The sequence below is a fragment of the Allocatelliglobosispora scoriae genome (assembly GCF_014204945.1).
GTDB classification, from domain to species: domain Bacteria; phylum Actinomycetota; class Actinomycetes; order Mycobacteriales; family Micromonosporaceae; genus Allocatelliglobosispora; species Allocatelliglobosispora scoriae.
This window is the reverse complement of sequence record NZ_JACHMN010000002.1, coordinates 3,383,638-3,403,743: the sequence shown is the minus strand read 5'-3', so window position 1 is coordinate 3,403,743 and position 20,106 is coordinate 3,383,638. Positions and strand designations below refer to the sequence as shown.

Genomic DNA, 20,106 nt, shown 5'->3' with positions numbered 1-20,106 from the left:
AGGAGCGCCCTTTCTTCGATGTGTCAGCGCAGCGAGGCGCCGGTGATGGACCGCGCGATCAGCAGGCGCTGGATCTCGCTCGTCCCCTCGAAGATGGTGAAGAGCTTCGCATCGCGATACCACCGCTCCACGGGGTGCTCCCGCAGATAACCGGCACCGCCGAGGATCTGCACGGCCTTCTCGGTCACCGAGACCGCGACCTCGCTCGCCTTGAGCTTCGCCATCGAGCCCTCACCGGAGCTGAAGTCCCGGTTGTTGCGCCCCATCCAGGCGGCCCGCCACACCAGCAGCCGAGCCGCGTCGATCTCCATCTTGGCGTCGGCGAGGGCGAACGCGATCGCCTGGTTCTCCACGATCGGCTTGCCGAACTGGACCCGGCCCTTCGCATACTCCAGCGAGTACTCGTAGGCCGCCCGGGCGATGCCGAGCGCCTGGGCACCCACGGTCGGCCGGGAGAGTTCGAAGGTCCTCATCGATGCCTGGCCACCACTGCGTACGCCGCTGCGCGCGCGGTCGAGCCGCTTGTCGAGCGCCTCCTTGCCGCCGAGCAGGCACGAACCGGGCACCCGCACGTCGTCGAGGAAGATGTCGGCGGTGTGCGAGGCGCGCAGGCCCAGTTTGCGCAGCTTCTTCGCACCCTGGAGCCCGGCGGTGCCGGGCGGGATGACGAAGGCGGCCTGGCCCCGGCTGCCCAGCGACGGGTCGACCGACGCGGTGACGACGTGCACGTTGGCGATGCCGCCGTTGGTCGCGTAGGCCTTCTGCCCGCTGATCACCCACTCGTCGGTCGCCTCGTGGTAGACGGCGCGGGTGCGCATCGACGCCACGTCGGAGCCGGCCTCGGGCTCGGTCGAGCAGAACGCGGCGACCTTGGGGTCGTCCTGCGTGCCGAAGCACTGCGGCACCCACTCCACGAGCTGGTCGGGGGTGCCGTTGCCGAAGATCGAGGCGACCGCGAGCGCGCTGCCGAAGATCGCCATGCCGATGCCGGCGTCACCCCAGAAGAGCTCCTCGCTCGCGATGGGCATGGAGAGCCCGGTCGGGTCGGCCCACGCGTTGGCGAGGAACTCGAAGCCGTAGAGGCCGATCTTCGACGCCTCCTGCAGGACCGGCCACGGGGTTTCTTCCCGCTCGTCCCACTCGGCTGCCGCCGGGCGCACGACGTCGGCGGCGAAGCCGTGCACCCAATCCCGCAGATCGCGCTGCTCCTCGCTCAGATCGAGGGAGAATTCTGAGCTCATGGCTGTTAGGCCTTGGGGATGTCGAAGAGGTTGGCGATGTTGGCGGCGAGACCGAGGTCGCCCTTGGCCTTGAGCTTGCCCGTCATGAACATCATCACCGGGTTGCCCGAGCCGGACACGATCTTGAGGAACTCGACCGGACCCACCGTGAGCGCGAGCTTCGGCTCGTTGGCCGGGGTCTCGGAGAGCACGCAGGTGCCGTCGGCGATGACCAGCTCATAGGTGCTGACGCCACCGTCCGCCGCGCCGTTCACGTTCCAGTGGATGATCGCGTTGGTGCTGCCGGCCTTGTCGGCACGGAAGAGTCCGGGCATCCGGCGGAAGATCTCGTCGAGGACCTTGGTCCGCTGCTCGCCCGTCATGAACTCGGCCAGCTGCTTGTCCGAGGCGGAGCGCACGAGCTGAGCGAACTGCTTAGGGTCGATCGAATCGAAATTGGAGAGATCCAGGTCGGCCATGATGTCCTCCGTTGCCTAGCGCACAGATATAACTTACTTGTGCGTAACCTTACGCCGGAGTAGGTAAGCTCGCAAGCGTGGGGAAACGACTGCCGAGAAGTGTCCGAGAGAAGCAGATGCTGGATTCCGCCGTGCGAGTCTTCGCCCGGCATGGCTTCCACGCAGCAAATATGGATGAGATCGCAGAGCTGTCAGGCGTGTCCAAGCCGATGGTCTACGCATATCTCGGCACGAAAGACGAACTCTTCGTGGCCTGCCTCAACCGCGAGGCCGGTCGGCTGCTGGAGTCCGTCGCCGGAGTCATCGACCCCACGCTGCCGCCTGACCAGCAGCTGTGGCGTGGACTGCGGGCGTTCTTCGCGTATGTCGGGGCGCATCGGGACGGCTGGGCGGTCCTCTACCGCCAGGCCCGCTCCAGCGAGCCGTTCGCGACCGAGCTCGCCCTCATGCGCCGGCGGATGGTCGATGTCATCGCCGAGAAGCTCGCCGCGGCGCTGGAGGCCGAGGGTCGCAAGGTCGGCGAGGACGAGCTGGTCACGATGGCGTTCGCTCTGGTCGGCGCGGGGGAATCGCTGGCCGACCGGCTCGCCGACTCGCCGGACGAGGATCCCGAGCGCACCGCGACGAGGATGATGAACGCGGTCTGGCTCGGTGCCGGTCAGCTGCTGCACGGCGAGAAGTGGCGCCCAGCGCCCCCGGCGCCGGAGGCTGCGCCGTAAACAGAGAAGACCTGGCTCGACGGTTCAGCACGGGGGAACCGAACCGTCGAGCCAGGAGCTTGTGGGATAGTTTGCTCACTGCGGTGACTTTGCGCAAGTGTCAGTTTGACGGAGTGCTACTCGGCCTCAACGGTGCGCACACCTTCATCGCTTCGACGACCTTGGGGTCGGCCGTGCTGAGCTGCTGTCCCTGGGTGAAAGCCACCCCGTGCTCCGTCAAGCAGTTCCGATAGGCGGCGTTCAGACCGCCACCCGGACCGCCATTCTGGCCGCCTCGGTTGAAGCCGGGTCCGCCGGACGGGCGTACCGAGGCGCACTCTTTCTGCGCCGCCTCCCACTTCGCGGCGTCCACACCGGACGGCATACCGAATCCGCCCTGGAAACCGCCGGGGAATCCACCGCCGCCACGGGGATTGGCGGTGCCGGAGGGGCGCACGGTCGGGAAGTTCGTCGGCCGCGCGGTGGGGAAGTTCGTCGGCCGCGCCTGGTTCGACGGCAGCGTGATCCCCTGTTTGCGCAGGCAGTCCTGGTAAGCCTGCATGCCGTTCGCGGCAGCGGGCTGGCCGGCCGGATCATCCGAGCCACCGCAGGCGCTGAGCGCCAGAGCCGCCATCGCGATCACGGCGAGGCCGCCGAGTCGAAGTTTCATGCGCAGCAGCCTGCGGTGCCCGCCTCCGGCTGCCCTCAACGCAACCTCATGACTAGCTCGGAGCTGGCACGAAGAGCCCCGCAGGGCGCTCCAGGAAATACAGCGCTCCGACGAACAGAGCGCGCCGGTCCGCGTACCCCCGAATGCTTTGAGGTTTCTCCGAGGTTGCCGTGAGGCGCGACCCAGCGCGCATGACGACACTGCGCCATCATGCGAAGCAATGTGCGTTGGATCGTCCTGGCGGCGGTGGTGGTCGGGGCGATCGTGGTCAGCGGCGTCGCCTTCTGGGGCGGATCGGAGCCGGCGCCCACACCTGCCGCGAAGAAGGTCGAGCGGGTCGCGAACGGCTCGGTGACCGCTAAAGGAACCGTGCAGCCCGTCGCCTCCCGCTCGCTGAGCTTCGCGATCAGTGGCACGGTGAGCGAGTTGAAGGTGAAAGCCGGTGACAGCGTCGCGGTGGGCCAGGTGCTCGCGCGGCTGGACACCGCTGCCGCGAAGGAGGCGGTGACCGATGCGGAGACCGCGCTCTCCGAGGCTGCCGACGCGCTCGCCGAGGCCACGGCGGCCGCCACCGCGACCTGCGCGCCGGTCCAGGCCGCCGGGGCGCAGAGCGCTCCGTCGGCCGCGCCCTCCGCCTCGCCGCGCGCTTCGGCCTCCCCGCGCGCCTCGACCGCACCGAGCTGCTCCTCGACGTCCGGTCGCGGCGGCGGCGCGGACGCGATCTTCACCGCGCAGCAACAGGTCAACAACGCGACTGCGGCCGTGTCGCGGGCAGAGCGCAATCTGGCGGGTACGACCATCACGGCCCCCGTCACCGGCAAGGTCCTCACCGTGACGATCAAGGTGGGCGACACCGCGAGGTCCAATGTGATCACCCTGGGCGTGGTCTCGACGATGCTGGTGAAGGCGTCGTTCAGCGAGTCCGACGTGGTGGCGGTCTCGGTGGGCCAGACGGCGTCGGTGACGCTGCCCGGGACGGGCTCGAAGACCTACGCGGCGACGGTGTCGCAGGTCGCCGAGGTGGGCACGGTCACCAACCGGCTCGTCACCTATGAGGTGCTGATCGCCTTCGACCAGGTCCCCGAGGGACTGCTGGTCGGGCAGAGCGCCAACGTCACAGTTCCCGCCTGATGTCCCCGCGCCCCTTCGACACCAACTCTTCAAGAGTTGGTGTCAACGGGCGGTCAGGCGGGGGTGGTGAGCAGCTTGTGCGCCTTGACGACGAGGTCGGAGACGACGGCTACGCCGGCCTCCTGGGTGGCGTTGTGGTCGCTGAGGCAGGCGATCACCCAGTCGGCCTCACGCTCGACGATCCGGCCGATCGTGTTGACCTGCCAGAGCCCGCCCTGGTCGTCGCGGTCGAACCAGCCGTCCTTGACATAGACGGCCTTCGCGTTCTTGCCGGCCGCATCCGGTACGCCGAAGTCCTGACCGGCGATGACATCCGCCATCCAGCCGAGCAGCAGGTTCTGGTGCGACCTCGTCAGCAGGCCCTCGGGGTCGCTGATCGCCTTGATCAGGGTGACCTGGTCGTCGGCGGTGGTCGTGGTCATGCCCCAGCTGCTCACCGCGGTGGTGTGCGTCATGCCGAACTTCTTCGCCGCGCGGGCGAGCCCGTCCGTGCCGCCGAGGAGCGCGAAGAGCCGGCTCGCGGTGTCGTTGTCGCTGCGGGTGATCGCCAGCCGCGCCAGCTCGCGCTCCTCGGCGCTGAGGGTGCCGCCGGAGCCCTGCCGCTGGAGCATCAGTCCGGCCACGATGGTGACCTTGATGATGCTCGCCGACTGGTACGCCGTCCGGCCGCGCACGCTGATCGAGACGCCGGAGATCCGGTCGGTGACGGCGATGCTGGCATTGCCGCCATGCTGGCTGACCAGCCCTTGGAGGCTCTGCTCCAGAGATTTGGTGTCGATCGTCACAGTGCTGGGACTCGGCTTCGCAGTAGCGGACTTAGCGGGCGAAACGGACGGACTGGGGGAGCTGGGCGGGGAGGCCGAAGCCGTACCCGCGACCGACGCGACCGGGGTGACCGATCGGTGCCGGATCGCGGACACGCCAACGAAAGTGGCCGTCCCGAGGGCGGCCACTCCTCCGGCATATCGGAAGAAAGCGCGTCTTTGCACCCGGCAACAGTGCCCGCCGATTCTCCCAGCGACCACCCCAAGATCGTCACAGCTCTTCAAGAGTTGGCCCTAAGGCCTGGCGGCCTGAGGCACCAACTCTTGAAGAGCTGTGACGATCTTGGTCTCGCCGGAGGGAGCTTGCAGGTGGCTTTCAGGATGTTCCGAGGTCCGATGGGTAGAACGGTGAGGTAGCGATGAAGGAGGAGACGGTGGCTGAGGCGACGACGAGACCGACCCGTGTGCTGGTGGTCGATGATGAGCCCAACATCTGCGCGCTGTTGCACGCCACGCTCAGGTTGACCGGCTTCGATGTCCGGATCGCCAACACCGGTCGCGAGGCACTGATCATCGCCGAGGAGTTCCAGCCCGAGCTGGTCGTCCTCGACGTGATGCTGCCCGACATGGACGGGTTCCAGATCGCCTCGAAACTGCGCGCCGACGGCCGGGGTACGCCGGTGCTCTTCCTCACCGCCCGGCACTCGGTGGAGGACCGGATCTCCGGGCTCACCGTCGGTGCCGACGACTACGTCACCAAGCCCTTCAGCCTCGAAGAGGTCGTCCTGCGGATCCGGGCGATCCTGCGGCGCAGCCAGGGTCCGACGGAGCAGGACGACGACGGCGTACTCCGCTATGCGGATCTGGAATTGAACGAGGAGGCCCACGAGGTACGCCGCGGCGGCAAGCTCGTCGAGCTCTCGCCGACCGAATTCAACCTGCTGCGCTACCTGATGGTCAACGCCGGCCGCGTCGTGAGCAAGGCGCAGATCCTCGACCGGGTCTGGAGCTACGACTTCGGCGGCGACGGCCGGATCGTCGAGTCCTACGTCTACTACCTGCGCAAGAAGGTCGACCAGGTCGAGCCGGCCCTGATCCACACCGTGCGCGGTGTCGGTTACGCCCTGCGGCTGCCCCGAGAGGTGGCCGCATCGTGAAACTGCCCCGGCCCCGGCGCTGGGGGCAGTGGACGCTGCGGTCCCGCCTCGTCGTGGCGATGGTGCTGCTCGCCGGGGTCGGCATGTTCGTCGCCAACCTCGTCGGCGCCTACATGCTGCGCGGTTACCTCACCGATCGGCTCGACAAAGACCTCAACGGCGCCGCGCACGGTGCGAGCATGTGGAACCCGCCCGCGCAGAAGCCCGGGGAGAAGCCGCGCGGCTGGAACGATCTACCGGTGCGCGTCGGCGAGCTGCGGCGCAACCAGACGATCGCCATCAAATACGACAGCAGCGGCAAGGTGCTCTCGGACTTCTTCAGCAGCACCGAGGTCGTGCCGCTGGAGCAGGTCAAGGGTCACGCCAACGGCGAGGCCTTCACGGTCGAGTCCGGCGGCGTCACCTACCGGATCAAGGTCGACCAGGACCCGGTGACCGGCAGCTACGGCGTGGCCGCCGTCCCCACCACGCAGCTCGACAACACCGTCGACACGGTCCTCATGGTCGGCATGGGCGTCAGCGGCGTCGTGCTGCTGCTCGTCGCGCTCACCGCGTCGATGGTGGTCCGGATCGGGCTGCGTCCGCTGACCCGGATGGAGGCCGCCGCGACGCTGATCGCCGCGGACACGCCGCCGTCGGGCGAGGGCGTGGTCGGCGGGCGGGTGCCCGATGCCGACCCGCATACCGAACCCGGCCGGTTGGGGCTGGCCCTCAACACGATGCTCGCCCGGATCCAGGCGGCCCTGGCGGCCCGGGCCGAGAGCGAGCAGAAGCTGCGGCAGTTCCTCGCCGACGCGTCGCACGAGCTGCGTACGCCGCTGACCTCGATTCGCGGCTTCGCCGAGCTCTACCGGCGCAGCGGGCAGCTCGACGAGGCGGCGATGGCCGAGATGATGTCCCGGATCGAGCAGGAGGCCTCCCGGATGGGGCTGCTCGTCGAGGACCTGCTGCTGCTCGCCGCCCTCGACGAGGAGCGGCCGCTGCACGCGCAGGACGTCGACCTGCTCGCCGTCGCCGCGGACACGATCCGGGACGCGCACGTACGCAACCCGCTGCGGTTCGTGGCGCTCACCTCGTTCGAGCCGGTCACCGTGCTCGGCGACGATCACCGGCTGCGGCAGGTCGTCACCAACCTGGTCAGCAACGCGCTGCGGCACACCCCGGACTCTGCCAAGGTCGAGGTACGCGTGGGGCGGGAGACCGTCGGCGATCACGATCCAGCCGTCGCGTCGGTCGGGGCCACGCTGGCACCGGGCACCCGGGTGGCGGTCGTCGAGGTCTCGGACAGCGGGGCCGGCGTACCGGCTGAGGTTGCGCCCTTGATCTTCGAGCGCCTCTATCGGGTGGATCCCGGCCGGGCTCGCAGCCAGGGCGGATCCGGGCTAGGACTGTCGATCGTGGCGGCGATCGTGGCCGCCCACGGTGGGCGGGTCGAACTGGTGCCGACACCCGGCGGCGGCGCCACCTTCCGGGTGCTGCTCCCGGGGACGAGCGACGACGGCCCCGTCGTGCCCGACGACTCCGACACCGACTCCGGCGAGGACGACTGACAGTCCCAGCCAACTCCGAGCTTCGGCTGAGAGTGCTCCGAGTCCGAGCCACGAGAGTGCCGCCATGCGATTTTGGCGACGACCTACTCTGATGATCAACAGTGCGCTCGTCGTGCTGCTGGGCGGCGGTGGTGTGTGGGCCTGGTCCCTGCTCAACGGTGACACCCAGACCCAGACCACCTCGTCCACGGCGAGGACGGCGGCGGTGGCGCAGGGGCAGGTCACGGCCACGGTCACCGCGAGCGGCACCGTGGCGAGCGCCGCCACGATGAACGCGAACTTCGTCACCGCCGGGATGGTGACCTCGATCGGCGTCAAGCTCGGCGACAAGGTCGCCAAGGGCCAGGTGCTGGCGAAGGTCGACGACACCGAGACCGCCGAGTCCCTGGAGACGGCGCAGGCCAACCTCACCGCCGCCAGGCAGGCGAAGACCCGCGCCAACGCGACGAAGAACGACGACACGATCGCCAACGCCGCCAAGCAGGTCCGGTCGGCTCAGACCGCCGTGGACAGCGCTCAGCGGGCACAGGACGGCACGACGCTGAAGGCGCCGATGGCCGGGACGATCGTCGCGCTCACCGGCACCGTCGGCGCCGCGTCGTCGGGTGGGTCGGCCAGCGGGACGGGAACGGGCAGCAGCACCGCGAGCTCGGCCTTCGCGCAGATCGCCGACCTCGGCAAGCTGCAGGTCAACGCGAGCGTGCCGGAGGCCGACGCGACCCGCCTCAAGGCCGGGCAGGCCGCCACCGTCACCTGGAACGCCCTCACGGCCACCCGGGTCCAGGGCACCGTCACCTCGATCTCGCCGACCTCGACCACGAGCGGCGGCGTCATCTCCTACCCGATCGTGGTGTCGCTGGCGAGCGTTCCCGAGAAGGCGAAGCTCGGCCAGTCCGTCGCGCTGAGCGTCACGGTCAACAAGGTCGAGGACGCGATCTACGTCCCGGCGGCCGCGGTGAAGACGACCGCCGGCATCTCCGTCGTGACGGTCGTCGTCAACGGGCAGCAGTCGGCCCGGACGGTCCAGATCGGACTGGAGGGCGACTCCTACACGCAGATCACCGAAGGGCTCGAGGTCGGGGAGCAGGTCGTCATCGCGACGGTCACCACGGGAACGACCGGCACCAACCCGTTCGGCGGGGGCAATTTCCCCGGCGGTGGCGGCGGCCAGATCCCCGGTGGCGGCGGCGGCTTCGGGGGCAACCGATGACCGTCATCCAGGTCACCGATCTGCACAAGACCTATGGCGAGGGCGAAGCGGTCGTCCGGGCGCTCGACGGTGTGACGCTCACCGTGGAGCGGGGCGAGTACGTCGCGATCATGGGATCGTCGGGGTCCGGGAAGTCGACCCTGATGCACATCCTGGGCTGTCTCGACGTGCCCACCTCGGGCAACTACCACCTTGACGGGGTGGACGTGAGCAGGCTCAACGATCGGCAGCTGGCGCTGGTCCGCAACCGCCGGATCGGCTTCGTGTTCCAGGCGTTCAACCTGATCCCGCGTACGTCGGCGCTCGCCAACGTCGAACTGCCGCTCGCCTATGCCGGCATCAAGCCCGGCATCCGTCGCAGGCGGGCCCTCGCCGCGCTGGACCTGGTCGGCCTCGCCAACCGGGCCGACCACGACCCCAACCAGCTCTCCGGCGGCCAGCAGCAGCGCGTCGCGGTGGCGAGAGCGCTCGTCAGCGAGCCCGCACTGCTGCTCGCCGACGAGCCGACGGGAAACCTCGACAGCAAGTCCACGACGGACGTGCTCGGCGTCCTCGACGAGCTCAACCGCGAGGGCCGCACGATCGTGCTGATCACGCACGAGGACGAGGTGGCGCACCACGCCAAGCGCGTGATCCGCCTGCGCGACGGCCAGATCCTCTCCGATGTCCGGCAGAACCCGGGCAGCTTCGCGGAGACCAGCCACGACTATGCCGACGTGCCGTCAGTCGCCAAGCACGCCGCCGACGACGAGGGGGCAGCGCTGTGGGGCTGATGGAGATCTTCCGCTCCGCCATGCGCGGGGTGAACGCCAACAAGCTGCGCTCCGGTCTGACGATGCTCGGCATCCTGATCGGCGTCGGCGCGGTGATCCTGCTCGTCGCGGTCGGCAACGGCTCCAAGATCGCGGTCGAGCAGAGCCTCCAGGCGCTCGGCACCAACACGCTCACCGTGCAGAGCGGCCGCAACGTCGGCACGTCGAGCTACAGCACCGACCTGACACTCGACATCGTCGAGGCGCTGCGGGACAAGAACGCGGCGCCCGACGTCAAGACCGTCTCACCCGTCGTGAGCAGCACGCAGACGCTCACCTACGCGGAGACGGACCACTCGTCGTCGGTGATCGGCACGACGCTCGACTACCTGCAGGCCAACAACAGCAAGATCTCCAGCGGCGAGGCCTTCACCGCGGACGACCTGGAGCAGGCGCACCGGGTCCTCGTGCTCGGGCAGACCACGGTCACCGAGCTCTTCGGCCGGGCCGATCCGATCGGCGAGCAGGTCAGCGTCGGCGGGCAGATGTTCACCGTCATCGGCGTACTGGAGAAGAAAGGCTCTTCGGGCTTCAACGACCCGGACGACACCGCGCTCGCGCCGCTCTCGGCCGTGCAGCGCGCGCTCACCGGATACGGTCCGGTCAACTCGATCAGCATCGAGGCGACCAGCGCCGACACCGTCTCGGCCGCGCAGGCCGAGGTGACCGCGATCCTCAACACGAAGATGCACGTCACCGGCACCAACACGCCCTACCAGATCCGGTCGGCGTCGCAGCTGCTCGCGACCCGGACGGCCACCGCCGAGACCTTCACGACCCTGCTCGGCGCGGTGGCCGGCATCTCGCTGCTCGTCGGCGGCATCGGCATCACCAACATCATGATGGTCACGGTGACCGAGCGGACCCGCGAGATCGGCATCCGCAAGGCGCTCGGCGCTCCCCGCCGGGTCATCCTCACCCAGTTCCTGATCGAGGCGACGATGCTCTCGGTCGTCGGAGGTGGTCTTGGCGTCGCGGCGGCCTACATCGGTGCCAACTTCCAGATCACCGGGATCACGCCGGTCATCGTGCCGAGCTCGGTCTTCCTGGCGATCGGTGTCTCCGTCGCCATCGGCCTCTTCTTCGGCAGCTATCCGGCCAGCCGCGCGGCAGGGCTGCGACCCATCGACGCTCTTCGTTACGAGTGAGGAAACAGATGTCCGAGTTCGACGACCTTGCAGTTGGCCTCGCTCGCGCCGAGCGCAAGCCCTGGCTCACCCGGAGCACCCTCATCCTCGGCGCGCTCGTCATCGCGCTGGCGGGCTTCGTCGGCGGCGTCCAGGTCCAGAAATCCCAGACTCCCGCGGCCGCGGCGGCCGGCACCGGCACGCGGGGCACCGGCCGTCAGTTTCCCGGCGGCTACGCGGGTGGTTTCAACCCACAAGCCCAGGGGGGTACGCAGACCGCCGCCGCAGCCTCCGCCACCACCGGCAAGATAAAGCTGGTCGACGGCACCACGATCTACATCGAGACGGCGACGGGTGACGTGATCACCGTGAAGACGACGGGCACGACGACCGTGCAGTCGGCGAGCACGGTGAAGCTGTCGGACCTGAAGCCTGGCACAACGGTGACGGTTCAGGGCCCGGCGGCTGGTTCGGACGGCATCGTCACCGCCACCAGCGTCACCGCCGCGAAGTAGGCTCCGCCACCAAGATCGTCGCAACTCTTCAAGAGTTGGTCCTAAGCGTGGTGGGGCGCCTGGCCTGGCCGGCGGCACTCTGCGTGACCGCCGCTGGCCGGCGCCGGTCGGGACAGCGATGGTGTGCGCAGCGCTTTGCTCTGCTTACATATACGCATCACCGGATTTGTTCGGACTTTCCCGGTGATGCGTATGTGTAAGCAGAGCAAAGCGTCGTGCGGGTAAAGGTGGGGCGCGGTGGAGGGCGGTGACCGACCGTAGTCGGCTCCTGCGGGTGCGGGCGGGTTACGCTCAGGTCGTGTCCCAGCCCGGTGGTGAGATCCATGGAACCGATCCGTTCGCCACTCCCCATGAGCTGCGCTCGCCGATCCGGCAGTTGCGCGGCCGGTTCGCATCGGGTGTCGCGCTCTGGACCGCGCCGGGCCCGGCCGGCTTCACCGTCTCCTCCACCGTGGTCGTCGACGGGGACCCGGGGCGGCTGCTCGGCATCGTCGACGACGAGTCGGAGCTGTGGGACGCGATCGAGTCGGCCGGTGTCTTCGCCGTCACGCCGCTCGGGCCCGGTGACCGGCAGCTCGCCGACCGGTTCGCCGGGCTGATGCCGGCGCCCGGCGGGCTCTTCCGCGATCCGATCTGGACCCCGACCGAGTTCGGCCCGGTGCCGACGGCGGCGTCGACCTGGGCCGGATGTCGGCTCGACGAGGCGCGGCCGTTCGGGTGGGGGCTGCTCATCGAGGCGACGATCATGGCGACCACGATCGGGTCGGGTGACGAACCGCTGGTCCACTACCGCGGGCGCTATCGCGAACTGGGGTGACTCTCGGCGTACCGCCGCGGGGTTTTGATCTTTGGTCGTGACCGTTCGGCGCTGTGGCGTAGGTCACTTGGCGCACGGGGAGTGCCGTTCGGCGCAGGGGGGTGCAGCACCGGAAAACAGCCCCGCGGGGGTCCTATGGTCCGGGCCATGACACCCGACAAGTATCTCCGAACGCAGGAGAGCGAGGAGTTCGCGGGGTTGCGGCGGGCGCTGCGGCGCTTTGTCTTCCCGTGGACGATCGCCTTCTTCGCCTGGTACGCCCTCTATGTGCTTCTGTCGGCCTACGCCCGTGACTTCATGGGCAAGGTCCTCTTCGGGAACATCAACGTCGCGCTCGTCTTCGGGCTGCTGCAGTTCGTGACGACGTTCCTGATCGCCTGGCTCTACTCCCGCTACGCCGCGAAGAACCTCGACCCGATCGCCGAGCGGATCAAGGCCGAGGTCGAGGGCGACTCGTCGGCGGACCTGAAGGGGGTCGACGCATGACCACCGCGCGCACCATCACGATCGTCCTCTTCCTCGCGCTCGTCGCGGTCACGCTGGGGATCACGATCTGGGCGAGCCGCCAGACCCGCACCGCGAGCGACTTCTACGCCGGCGGCCGCAAGTTCTCCGGCTTCCAGAACGGCATGGCGATCGGCGGCGACTACATGTCGGCCGCGTCGTTCCTCGGCATCGCCGGCCTGATCGCGCTCTACGGCTACGACGGCTTCCTCTACTCCATCGGCTTCCTGGTGGCGTGGCTCGTGGCGCTGCTGCTCGTCGCGGAGCTGATGCGCAACTCGGGCAAGTACACGATGGCCGACGTGCTGGCGTTCCGGATGCGGCAGCGGCCGGTCCGCACGGCGGCCGCGGTCTCCACCGTCACCGTCTCGATCTTCTACCTGATCGCGCAGATGGTCGGCGCGGGTGCCCTGGTCGCGCTGCTGCTCGGCATCAAGCCCGGCACCACCTTCCTCGGGATGGACGCCGCGACCGCCAAGATCGCCACGATCATCCTGGTCGGCGTACTTATGATCATTTACGTCACCGTCGGCGGGATGAAGGGCACCACCTACGTCCAGATCGTCAAGGCGTTCCTGCTCATGGGCGGCGCGCTGCTGATGACGATCCTGGTGCTGGCTGCGTTCAAGTTCAACCTCTCGGACCTGCTCGGCGATGCCGCCAAGTCCTCCGGCAAGGGCGCGGACTTCCTCGAACCGGGGCTGCGCTACGGCAAGGAGGTCCCCGGCGACGCGCTGCAGACCTTCTACAACAAGATGGACCTGCTCTCGCTCGGCCTCGCGCTCGTGCTCGGCACGGCCGGACTGCCGCACATCCTGATCCGGTTCTACACCGTGCCCAACGCCAAGACCGCCCGCAAGAGCGTGCTCTGGGCGATCGGCATCATCGGCACGTTCTACCTGCTCACCCTGGCCCTCGGCTTCGGTGCGGCGGCCCTGGTCGGCAGCAAGTCGATCGTGGCACAGGATCCCGGTGGCAACACGGCGGCACCGCAGCTCGCGGAGGCGCTCGGCAAGCGCTTCTTCGGCGGTGAGATCGGCGGCGCCTCGATGCTCGCGGCGATCGCGGCAGTCGCGTTCGCCACGATCCTCGCCGTCGTCGCGGGCCTCACGCTCGCCTCGTCCTCCTCGGTCGCGCACGACGTCTACGCCAGCGTCATCAAGAAGGGCCAGGCCGACGAGCGCAAGGAGGTCAACGTCGCCCGGATCTCGGCCTTCATCATCGGGGCGGTCGCGATCACCCTGGCGATCTTCGCACAGAAGCTCAACGTGGCGTTCCTCGTCGCGCTGGCCTTCGCGGTGGCCGCCTCGGGCAACCTGCCCGCGATCCTCTACAGCCTCTTCTGGAAGCGGTTCACCACCACCGGAGCGGTCTGGGCGATCTATGGCGGCCTCATCTCCGCCGTGGTGCTCGTCGCCTTCTCTCCGGTCGTGTCGAGCCTGCCCACGTCGTGGTTCCCCAATGCGGACTTCGCCTGGTTCCCGCTGCAGAACCCCGGCATCATCTCCATCCCGCTGGGTTTCATCTTCGGCTGGTTGGGCACCATCCTGTCGAAGGAACCGACTTCGGTGGAGAAGTACGCCGAGCTGGAGGTCCGCTCCCTGACCGGAGCCGGAGCCCACTAGCTCCCCAAACGCACGCCGTCCTCCCCGCAAGAAATGATCGGCGCGACTCCTTCGAGTTGCGCCGATCATGCGTAGGAGCTGCGCGGAGCACAGCTACCCAGGAATACAGAATGTCAAGGGTTCGGTAGGGTTGACGACATGGCAGTGGATCAGCGGTTTGGTGCGGGGACTCGGATTCTGGTGACCGGAGGCGCCGGCTTCGTGCCGTCGCACATCGTCGACGCCCTGGTCGGGCGCGGCTGTGAGGTCGTCGCGATCGACAACTTCGTCACCGGATCGCCGGACAATGTCGCACACCTCGCCGACAACCCGCTCTTCACGCTCATCAAGGGCGATGTCACGGTGGGCCTGCCGGACGACCCGGCGCTCGACGCCCGATTCGACGCGATCATGCACATGGCGTCCCCGGCGAGCCCGACCGACTTCGAGCTGCTGCCGATCGAGATCCTCAAGGTCGGCTCGCTCGGCACACTCAACGTGCTGGAGCGGGCGCTGCGCGACGACGCCCGCGTGCTGATGGCCTCCACCTCCGAGGCTTACGGCGACCCGCTGGTGCATCCGCAGCCGGAGAACTACTGGGGCAACGTCAACCCGATCGGTATCCGCAGCGTCTACGACGAGTCCAAGCGCTTCAGCGAGGCCGCCTTCATGGCGTACCGGCGCTTTCACGGTGTCGACACCGCGATCGTGCGCATCTTCAACACCTACGGCCCCCGCATGCGGCCCAATGACGGCCGGGCCATCCCGACCTTCATCACCCAGGCGCTGCGCGGCGAGCCGATCACCGTTCACGGCACCGGCAACCAGACCCGGTCGATCTGCTACGTCGACGATCTGGTCCGGGGCATTCTGCTGCTGCTCGACTCCAACGAGCCCGGCCCGATCAACTGCGGCACCGAGCACGAGATGACGATGCGGGAGCTCGCGGAGCGGATCGTCGAGTTGAGCGGTTCCGCCTCTGAAGTGATCTTCACGGCCCGAGGTTCGGATGACCCCGAGCGTCGGCGTCCCGACTTGACATTGGCGCGCACGAAGCTCGGCTATGAGCCTTCGGTCGGCCCTGACCAGGGACTTCGTGCGACGATAGAGTTCTTCGCCACAGCTCTCTGACGTATTTCTGATCAATCCGGGGCGCTGCCTGGGCTCCGGATGTCGCATGGATCCTTATCCTGGAGTTCATGTCGAACCCGAACGATCGCCCCTCCGGCCGGGCCAGTGTGCCCAGCACTCCCTCCGGTGGTCGGAGTGGGAGCACCGGCGGCCGCGCGCGCCCGCCGGTCAACGGTGGCCGTGGCGGCGGCGGCACGACCTATGGCCAGGCGCCGAAGCCGAAAAAGACGATCAAGCCCAAGTGGGGACGGATCGCCCTCGTCGCCGCGGTGGCACTGCTGATCTTCGGCGGGGCGGTGTTCGGCGGGATCATGCTCTATTCGAAGAACCTCGACGACAAGCTCACCAAGGTCGATCCCTTCTCCTCGATCGTCGGTGACCGGCCGCTCAAGACCGTCGACGGCGCCTTCAACATCCTGCTCGTCGGCAGCGACTCGCGTGATCCCGACGCGAAGCCCGACGCGGCGAGCCAGTGGCGGGCCGACACGATCGTGATCGTGCACATCCCGGCCGACCACCAGAAGGCCTATCTCACGTCGATCCCGCGAGATCTGCGTGTCCACGTTCCGAAGAGCCAGACCAGCCCCTATGGCGACACGATGGCGAAGATCAACGCATCCTTCTCCTGGGGTGGCCTGCCGCTCGCGGTGCAGACCGTCGAGGAGTACACGGGCGTTCGGATCGACCACGTCGTCTCGATCGACTTCGGCGGCCTCAAGGAGGTCGTGGACGCCCTCGGCGGCGTCGACATGAAGGTCGACAAGACGATCAAGTCGATCCACAAGCCGTTCCGCACCTATGAGAAGGGCACCCGCCACTTCAACGGCGCCGAGGCGCTGGACTACGTTCGGCAGCGCTACCAGTTCGCCGATGGTGACTTCGCCCGGATGAAGCACCAGCAGATGCTGCTGCGGGCGCTGATGGACAAGGCCGCGGACAGCGCGACGCTGACCGACATCGGGAAGCTCAACAACTTCCTGCAGACGCTGACGAAGGCCGTGACGGTCGACAAGGACTTCTCCCTCGCCGACATGGTGATCCAGTTCCGCGGCCTGCGTAGCGACAAGATCACATTTTTGACCAGCCCAAACGTTGGCAGTCAGACCATCGATGGTGAGAGCTTCGTGGTCGGGGACAAAAACAAGGCTCTCGCGTTCTACGATGCGATGGGCAAGGACCAGCTTGACGCCTACTTCGCGGCGCACCCCACCGCGACACCCAGCGCCACGCAGTAGGGCATCGTTGCCTTGCGCACCCCTGACCAGCTGTTGAGAACGAGGTTTCACCCCCATGACGACCGAGTCCGAAGCACCGCGCCCACGATTGCGAGCACCGCTCTGGGCTAAGTTGGTGACCACGCTCGGCGCCCTGGTTCTCGTGGTCGCTGCGGGCGGCTTCTACGCCGTCCGCAGCACCATGGTCAGCCTCACCACCAACATCGAGCAGAAGAGCCTGCTCGACGAGGGCTCCAAGAAGGTCGACGAGCCGTCCGGGCGGAGCCTCGACGGCCCGATCGATCTGCTCTTCCTCGGTGTCGACGCCCGGCTGCGGACCGACGTGGACGACGTCCGGTCGGACTCGATCATCATCCTGCACATCCCGGCCAGCCACGATCAGGCCTATCTGATCTCGATCCCGCGTGACAGCAAGGTCGAGATCCCGGCCTGGCCGAAGTCGAAGTACCGGGGCGGCACCGACAAGATCAACGCGGCGTTCCAGTTCGGCGTACGCAACGGCGGCGGCTGGGAGGGCGGTGCCCAGCTCATGTCGAAGACGATCACCAAGCTCACCGGCATCCAGTTCGACGGCATGGCGATCATCGACTTCAACGGCTTCAAGGGCATCGTCGACGCGCTCGGCACGGTGAACTACTGCATCGACCAGGGCACCACCTCGACCCACATGGTCTACGTCGACGGCAAGCCGCGATGGAAGATCGAGGCGAGGGAGATGGACGGTAAGAAGACGCCGATCATCTACAAGGAGGGCTGCCAGCAGATGCCGGGCTGGGCCGCGCTGGACTACTCCCGCGAGCGCTACGGCTTCGACAACGGCGACTACGACCGGCAGCTCCACCAGCGCCAGCTCCTCAAGGCGATGGCGCAGAAGGCGACGAGCGCCGGGGTGATCACCAACCCCGCGAAGATCCGCGATGTGGTCGCTGCGGCCGGCAAGTCCTTCATCCTCGACACCGGCAACGCGTCGATCGAGGACTTCCTCTTCACGCTCAAGGAACTCGCCGCGGCGGACCTGCTCAGCCTCAAGGTCAACAAGGGTACGTTCACCGGCGGCGGCAGCGGCGGTACGGCGTACGAGGTGCTCCTGCCGTCGACGATGCAGATGTTCGCGGCGGTCAAGAACGACACCGTCGGCACCTATCTGCTCGAAAATCCGGAAGTGCTCGACGCGAGTAGATAGCACCAAATGCCGCATTCAATGCATGCGGGGTTCGGTGGTTCCCTAGGGTGAAGGCGAGAGATCGTCAGCTTTCCGGGGGGACTTCGCGTGGTCACGGGCACGGGTTGGCCGGGCGGGGTGGTGCCCGAGGGTCATGGCGCGCGCAATCTGGGCTGGCCCAGAGAGCGCCGCTTGCAGGTTGAGCCGCCGGCACCGCCGCAGCGGCCCCGCCGGAGGTGGATGCGCTTCGCGGTGGCGAGCTGCCTGGCACTGCTCCTGCTCGTCGCCGGCGGCCTTGTCGCCGTCCGCGTCCTGGTGGAGCGCTACGACAGCAGCGTCGCCCGCGAGGCCCTGCTCGATCCCGATGCGCGCCAGGGCGAGTATGTCGCCGACCCGGTCACCCGGCTACGCGCCGCGAGCCTCACCGGCCCGCTGAATTACCTGCTCATCGGCTCGGACGCCCGCTGGGGCTCGCCCGAGGCCGGACAGCGGTCCGACACGATCATCATCCTGCAGATCGACCGCGAGCTGGACCGGGCCTTCCTCGTCTCCATCCCGCGCGATCTGCTGGTCGAGCTGCCCGGTTATGCCAAGACCGGCTTCACCGGCGGCAGTGACAAGATCAATGCGGCCTTCTCCGCCGGTGGCGGCGGCGCGGACGGCGTCGCCCTGCTCTCCAAGGCGCTCTACGCGCTGATCGGCGTGAAGTTCGACGGGGCCGCCGTCGTCCAGTTCTCCGGCTTCCGCAAGGTCATCGACATCGTCGGCGGCGTGGAGATCTGCGTCGACGAGCCCGTACGGTCGATCCACACCCAGAAGTTCTTCCCCGTCGGCTGCACCCGGATGAACGGTGCCGACGCGCTGGACTACTCACGGCAGCGCTATGACCTGCCCAACGGCGACTACGACCGGCAGCGGCACCAGCAACAGCTGCTCAAGGCGCTCTTCCGCCAGGCCGGCACCGCCGGGATCGCCACCAACCCCTTCAAGCTCGACCAGGTGATCCGGCAGGTCGGCAGCAACCTCACCGTCGACACCGGCGGGATGGCGCTCGCGGACCTCGTCTTCGCGCTGCGGCGGATCGGCCCCGGCGATCTCACCGGCGTCCGGGTGCCGTCCTATGCCGAAGACATCGACGACACCTCCTATGTCCTGCTGGAGGCGGAGGCGACGGGCCTGTTCACCGCCATCAGGACCGGGGAACTCAGCTCATGGGCAGCCGCACACCCGACCTGGGTGAACCCCATCTAGAGTTGTCCGGATGCAGCTTCCCGCGATATCGGCCACGGCGGTGCCCGCCGACGCCTACCTCCTCGACGTGCGCGAGGACGACGAATGGGCGGCGGGCCACGCGCCCGGCGCGGTCCACCTCCCGATGATGCAGGTCCCGGCCCGCCTCGAGGAGATCCCCCGCGACGCCGAGGTGGTCGTCGTGTGCCGGGTCGGCGGGCGGTCCAGCCAGGTCGTCTCCTACCTGCTCAACAACGGCTTCACCAATGTCGTCAACCTCGACGGCGGGATGCAGGACTGGGCCGCCTCCGGGCGCGAGGTCGTCGCGGGGGACGGGCAGCCGGGCCGGGTGATCTGAGTGCCGATCGTCATCGCCCACCGGGGCGCGTCGTTCGCGCTGCCCGAGCACAGCCGCCAGGCGTACGAGCAGGCTCTGCTTGATGGAGCCGACGGCCTGGAGTGCGACGTGCGGCTCAGCCGCGACGGGCATCTCGTGCTCCTGCACGACCGGTTGCTCGACCGCACGAGCGCGGGGCGCGGACCGGCGTCGAAGCGCACCCTCAGCGAGCTGCGCGAACTCGACCTGCTCACCCTCGATGAGCTGATCGAGATGGCCCGTGGTGCCGGTCGGCCGATCCAGCTCATGATCGAGACGAAGCACCCGAACCGTTACGGGCAGGCCGTGGAGTACCGCCTCACCGCGCTGCTGCGGCGGCACGGGCTGACCCGGCCGGACCCGGACGACCAGGTGCGCGTCACCGTCATGTCCTTCTCCCCGCTCGCCGTCCGCCGGATGCGCCAGCTCGCCCCCGCGCTGCCGCGGGTGCAGCTCATGGAGCTGATCCCGCCGGGGCTCAAGCCGAGCCGGCTGCCATTCGGCGCCCGGATCGCCGGGCCCGGGCTGAGCCTGGTCCGCCGCCGGCCAGAGCTGATCCGCCGGCTCAAGGCCTGCGGCCACCAGGTCTATGTCTGGACGGTCAACGACCTCGCCGATGTGGACCTCGTCATGTCGCTCGGCGTCGATGGCATCATCACCGATCGGCCGGGCGCGGTCCGCGAGCATCTACTAAGTCGATAGGTGCAGTAAAGA

Annotated in this window: 20 protein-coding genes and 1 pseudogene; 17 read left to right on the top strand and 4 right to left on the bottom strand. The window is 68.2% G+C overall.

Features of this window, described 5'->3' with window-relative positions:
• Window positions 1–23: 23 nt before the first annotated feature.
• The gene (locus tag F4553_RS21140) at window positions 24–1,241 is read right to left on the bottom strand and encodes an acyl-CoA dehydrogenase family protein (RefSeq protein ID WP_184838561.1); all 1,218 of its coding nucleotides are present in this window, start codon (window positions 1,239–1,241) and stop codon (window positions 24–26) included.
• Between the two features lie 5 nt (window positions 1,242–1,246).
• Window positions 1,247–1,699, bottom strand: coding sequence for an SCP2 sterol-binding domain-containing protein (locus tag F4553_RS21135; RefSeq protein WP_184838558.1), 453 nt, complete (start codon window positions 1,697–1,699; stop codon window positions 1,247–1,249).
• Window positions 1,700–1,815: 116 nt separating this feature from the next.
• Here F4553_RS21135 and F4553_RS21130 point away from each other — a divergent pair, with 116 nt between their 5' ends.
• Entirely contained in the window at window positions 1,816–2,418 is a 603-nt protein-coding gene (locus tag F4553_RS21130; protein WP_184838556.1) for a TetR/AcrR family transcriptional regulator, read from the top strand.
• Window positions 2,419–2,518: 100 nt separating this feature from the next.
• Here the strand turns inward: F4553_RS21130 and F4553_RS21125 are convergent, their stop codons facing one another.
• On the bottom strand, window positions 2,519–3,067 hold the full coding sequence (locus F4553_RS21125) for a hypothetical protein (RefSeq protein WP_184838554.1): 549 nt from the start codon (window positions 3,065–3,067) through the stop codon (window positions 2,519–2,521).
• A gap of 210 nt (window positions 3,068–3,277) precedes the next feature.
• Here F4553_RS21125 and F4553_RS21120 point away from each other — a divergent pair, with 210 nt between their 5' ends.
• A complete protein-coding gene (locus tag F4553_RS21120; RefSeq protein ID WP_184838552.1) occupies window positions 3,278–4,198 on the top strand; it encodes an efflux RND transporter periplasmic adaptor subunit in 921 nt (306 codons plus the stop codon).
• Between the two features lie 53 nt (window positions 4,199–4,251).
• Here F4553_RS21120 and F4553_RS21115 read toward each other — a convergent pair whose 3' ends face one another.
• Complete coding sequence (locus F4553_RS21115) at window positions 4,252–4,983, bottom strand: serine hydrolase (protein ID WP_184838550.1); 732 nt, start codon at window positions 4,981–4,983, stop codon at window positions 4,252–4,254.
• 398 nt (window positions 4,984–5,381) lie between these two features.
• On the opposite strand from F4553_RS21115, the gene F4553_RS21110 reads away from it, so the two are divergent.
• The 15 genes and pseudogenes from F4553_RS21110 (at window position 5,382) to F4553_RS21040 (ending at window position 20,094) form a co-directional block, all read left to right on the top strand.
• Complete coding sequence (locus F4553_RS21110; protein ID WP_184838549.1) at window positions 5,382–6,119, top strand: response regulator transcription factor; 738 nt, start codon at window positions 5,382–5,384, stop codon at window positions 6,117–6,119.
• A 59-nt stretch (window positions 6,120–6,178) separates the two neighbouring features.
• On the top strand, window positions 6,179–7,669 hold the full coding sequence (locus tag F4553_RS21105) for a sensor histidine kinase (RefSeq protein ID WP_184840995.1): 1,491 nt from the start codon (window positions 6,179–6,181) through the stop codon (window positions 7,667–7,669).
• Window positions 7,670–7,760: 91 nt separating this feature from the next.
• Window positions 7,761–8,879: an efflux RND transporter periplasmic adaptor subunit gene (locus tag F4553_RS21100; RefSeq protein WP_246466438.1), complete on the top strand. Its 1,119-nt coding sequence runs from the start codon at window positions 7,761–7,763 to the stop codon at window positions 8,877–8,879.
• Window positions 8,876–9,652 (top strand): ABC transporter ATP-binding protein, encoded by a 777-nt coding sequence (locus tag F4553_RS21095; RefSeq protein ID WP_184838547.1) that lies wholly within the window; start codon window positions 8,876–8,878, stop codon window positions 9,650–9,652. The genes F4553_RS21100 and F4553_RS21095 overlap by 4 nt, the downstream gene beginning before the upstream one ends.
• Window positions 9,643–10,839, top strand: a complete 1,197-nt coding sequence (locus tag F4553_RS21090; protein ID WP_184838545.1) for an ABC transporter permease — start codon at window positions 9,643–9,645, stop codon at window positions 10,837–10,839. Before F4553_RS21095 ends, F4553_RS21090 begins: the two co-directional genes overlap by 10 nt.
• A gap of 8 nt (window positions 10,840–10,847) precedes the next feature.
• Window positions 10,848–11,333, top strand: coding sequence for a hypothetical protein (locus tag F4553_RS21085; protein ID WP_184838543.1), 486 nt, complete (start codon window positions 10,848–10,850; stop codon window positions 11,331–11,333).
• Between the two features lie 304 nt (window positions 11,334–11,637).
• Window positions 11,638–12,150: pseudogene (locus tag F4553_RS21080) on the top strand (flavin reductase family protein); the annotation flags it as partial.
• A gap of 147 nt (window positions 12,151–12,297) precedes the next feature.
• A complete protein-coding gene (locus tag F4553_RS21075; RefSeq protein ID WP_246466436.1) occupies window positions 12,298–12,636 on the top strand; it encodes a DUF485 domain-containing protein in 339 nt (112 codons plus the stop codon).
• Complete coding sequence (locus tag F4553_RS21070) at window positions 12,633–14,279, top strand: monocarboxylic acid transporter (RefSeq protein WP_184838537.1); 1,647 nt, start codon at window positions 12,633–12,635, stop codon at window positions 14,277–14,279. The genes F4553_RS21075 and F4553_RS21070 overlap by 4 nt, the downstream gene beginning before the upstream one ends.
• Window positions 14,280–14,417: 138 nt before the next feature.
• Window positions 14,418–15,389: a UDP-glucuronic acid decarboxylase family protein gene (locus tag F4553_RS21065; RefSeq protein WP_184838534.1), complete on the top strand. Its 972-nt coding sequence runs from the start codon at window positions 14,418–14,420 to the stop codon at window positions 15,387–15,389.
• 68 nt (window positions 15,390–15,457) lie between these two features.
• Complete coding sequence (locus F4553_RS21060; RefSeq protein ID WP_184838532.1) at window positions 15,458–16,624, top strand: LCP family protein; 1,167 nt, start codon at window positions 15,458–15,460, stop codon at window positions 16,622–16,624.
• 115 nt (window positions 16,625–16,739) lie between these two features.
• Window positions 16,740–17,807: an LCP family protein gene (locus F4553_RS21055; RefSeq protein WP_312875291.1), complete on the top strand. Its 1,068-nt coding sequence runs from the start codon at window positions 16,740–16,742 to the stop codon at window positions 17,805–17,807.
• Window positions 17,808–18,026: 219 nt separating this feature from the next.
• Window positions 18,027–19,037 carry an LCP family protein gene (locus F4553_RS21050; RefSeq protein WP_184838530.1) on the top strand — a complete coding sequence of 337 codons (1,011 nt, stop codon included), beginning with the start codon at window positions 18,027–18,029 and terminating at the stop codon, window positions 19,035–19,037.
• Window positions 19,038–19,047: 10 nt separating this feature from the next.
• Window positions 19,048–19,374: a rhodanese-like domain-containing protein gene (locus F4553_RS21045; RefSeq protein ID WP_184838528.1), complete on the top strand. Its 327-nt coding sequence runs from the start codon at window positions 19,048–19,050 to the stop codon at window positions 19,372–19,374.
• Window positions 19,375–20,094 carry a glycerophosphodiester phosphodiesterase gene (locus tag F4553_RS21040; protein WP_312875290.1) on the top strand — a complete coding sequence of 240 codons (720 nt, stop codon included), beginning with the start codon at window positions 19,375–19,377 and terminating at the stop codon, window positions 20,092–20,094.
• Window positions 20,095–20,106 lie beyond the last annotated feature (12 nt).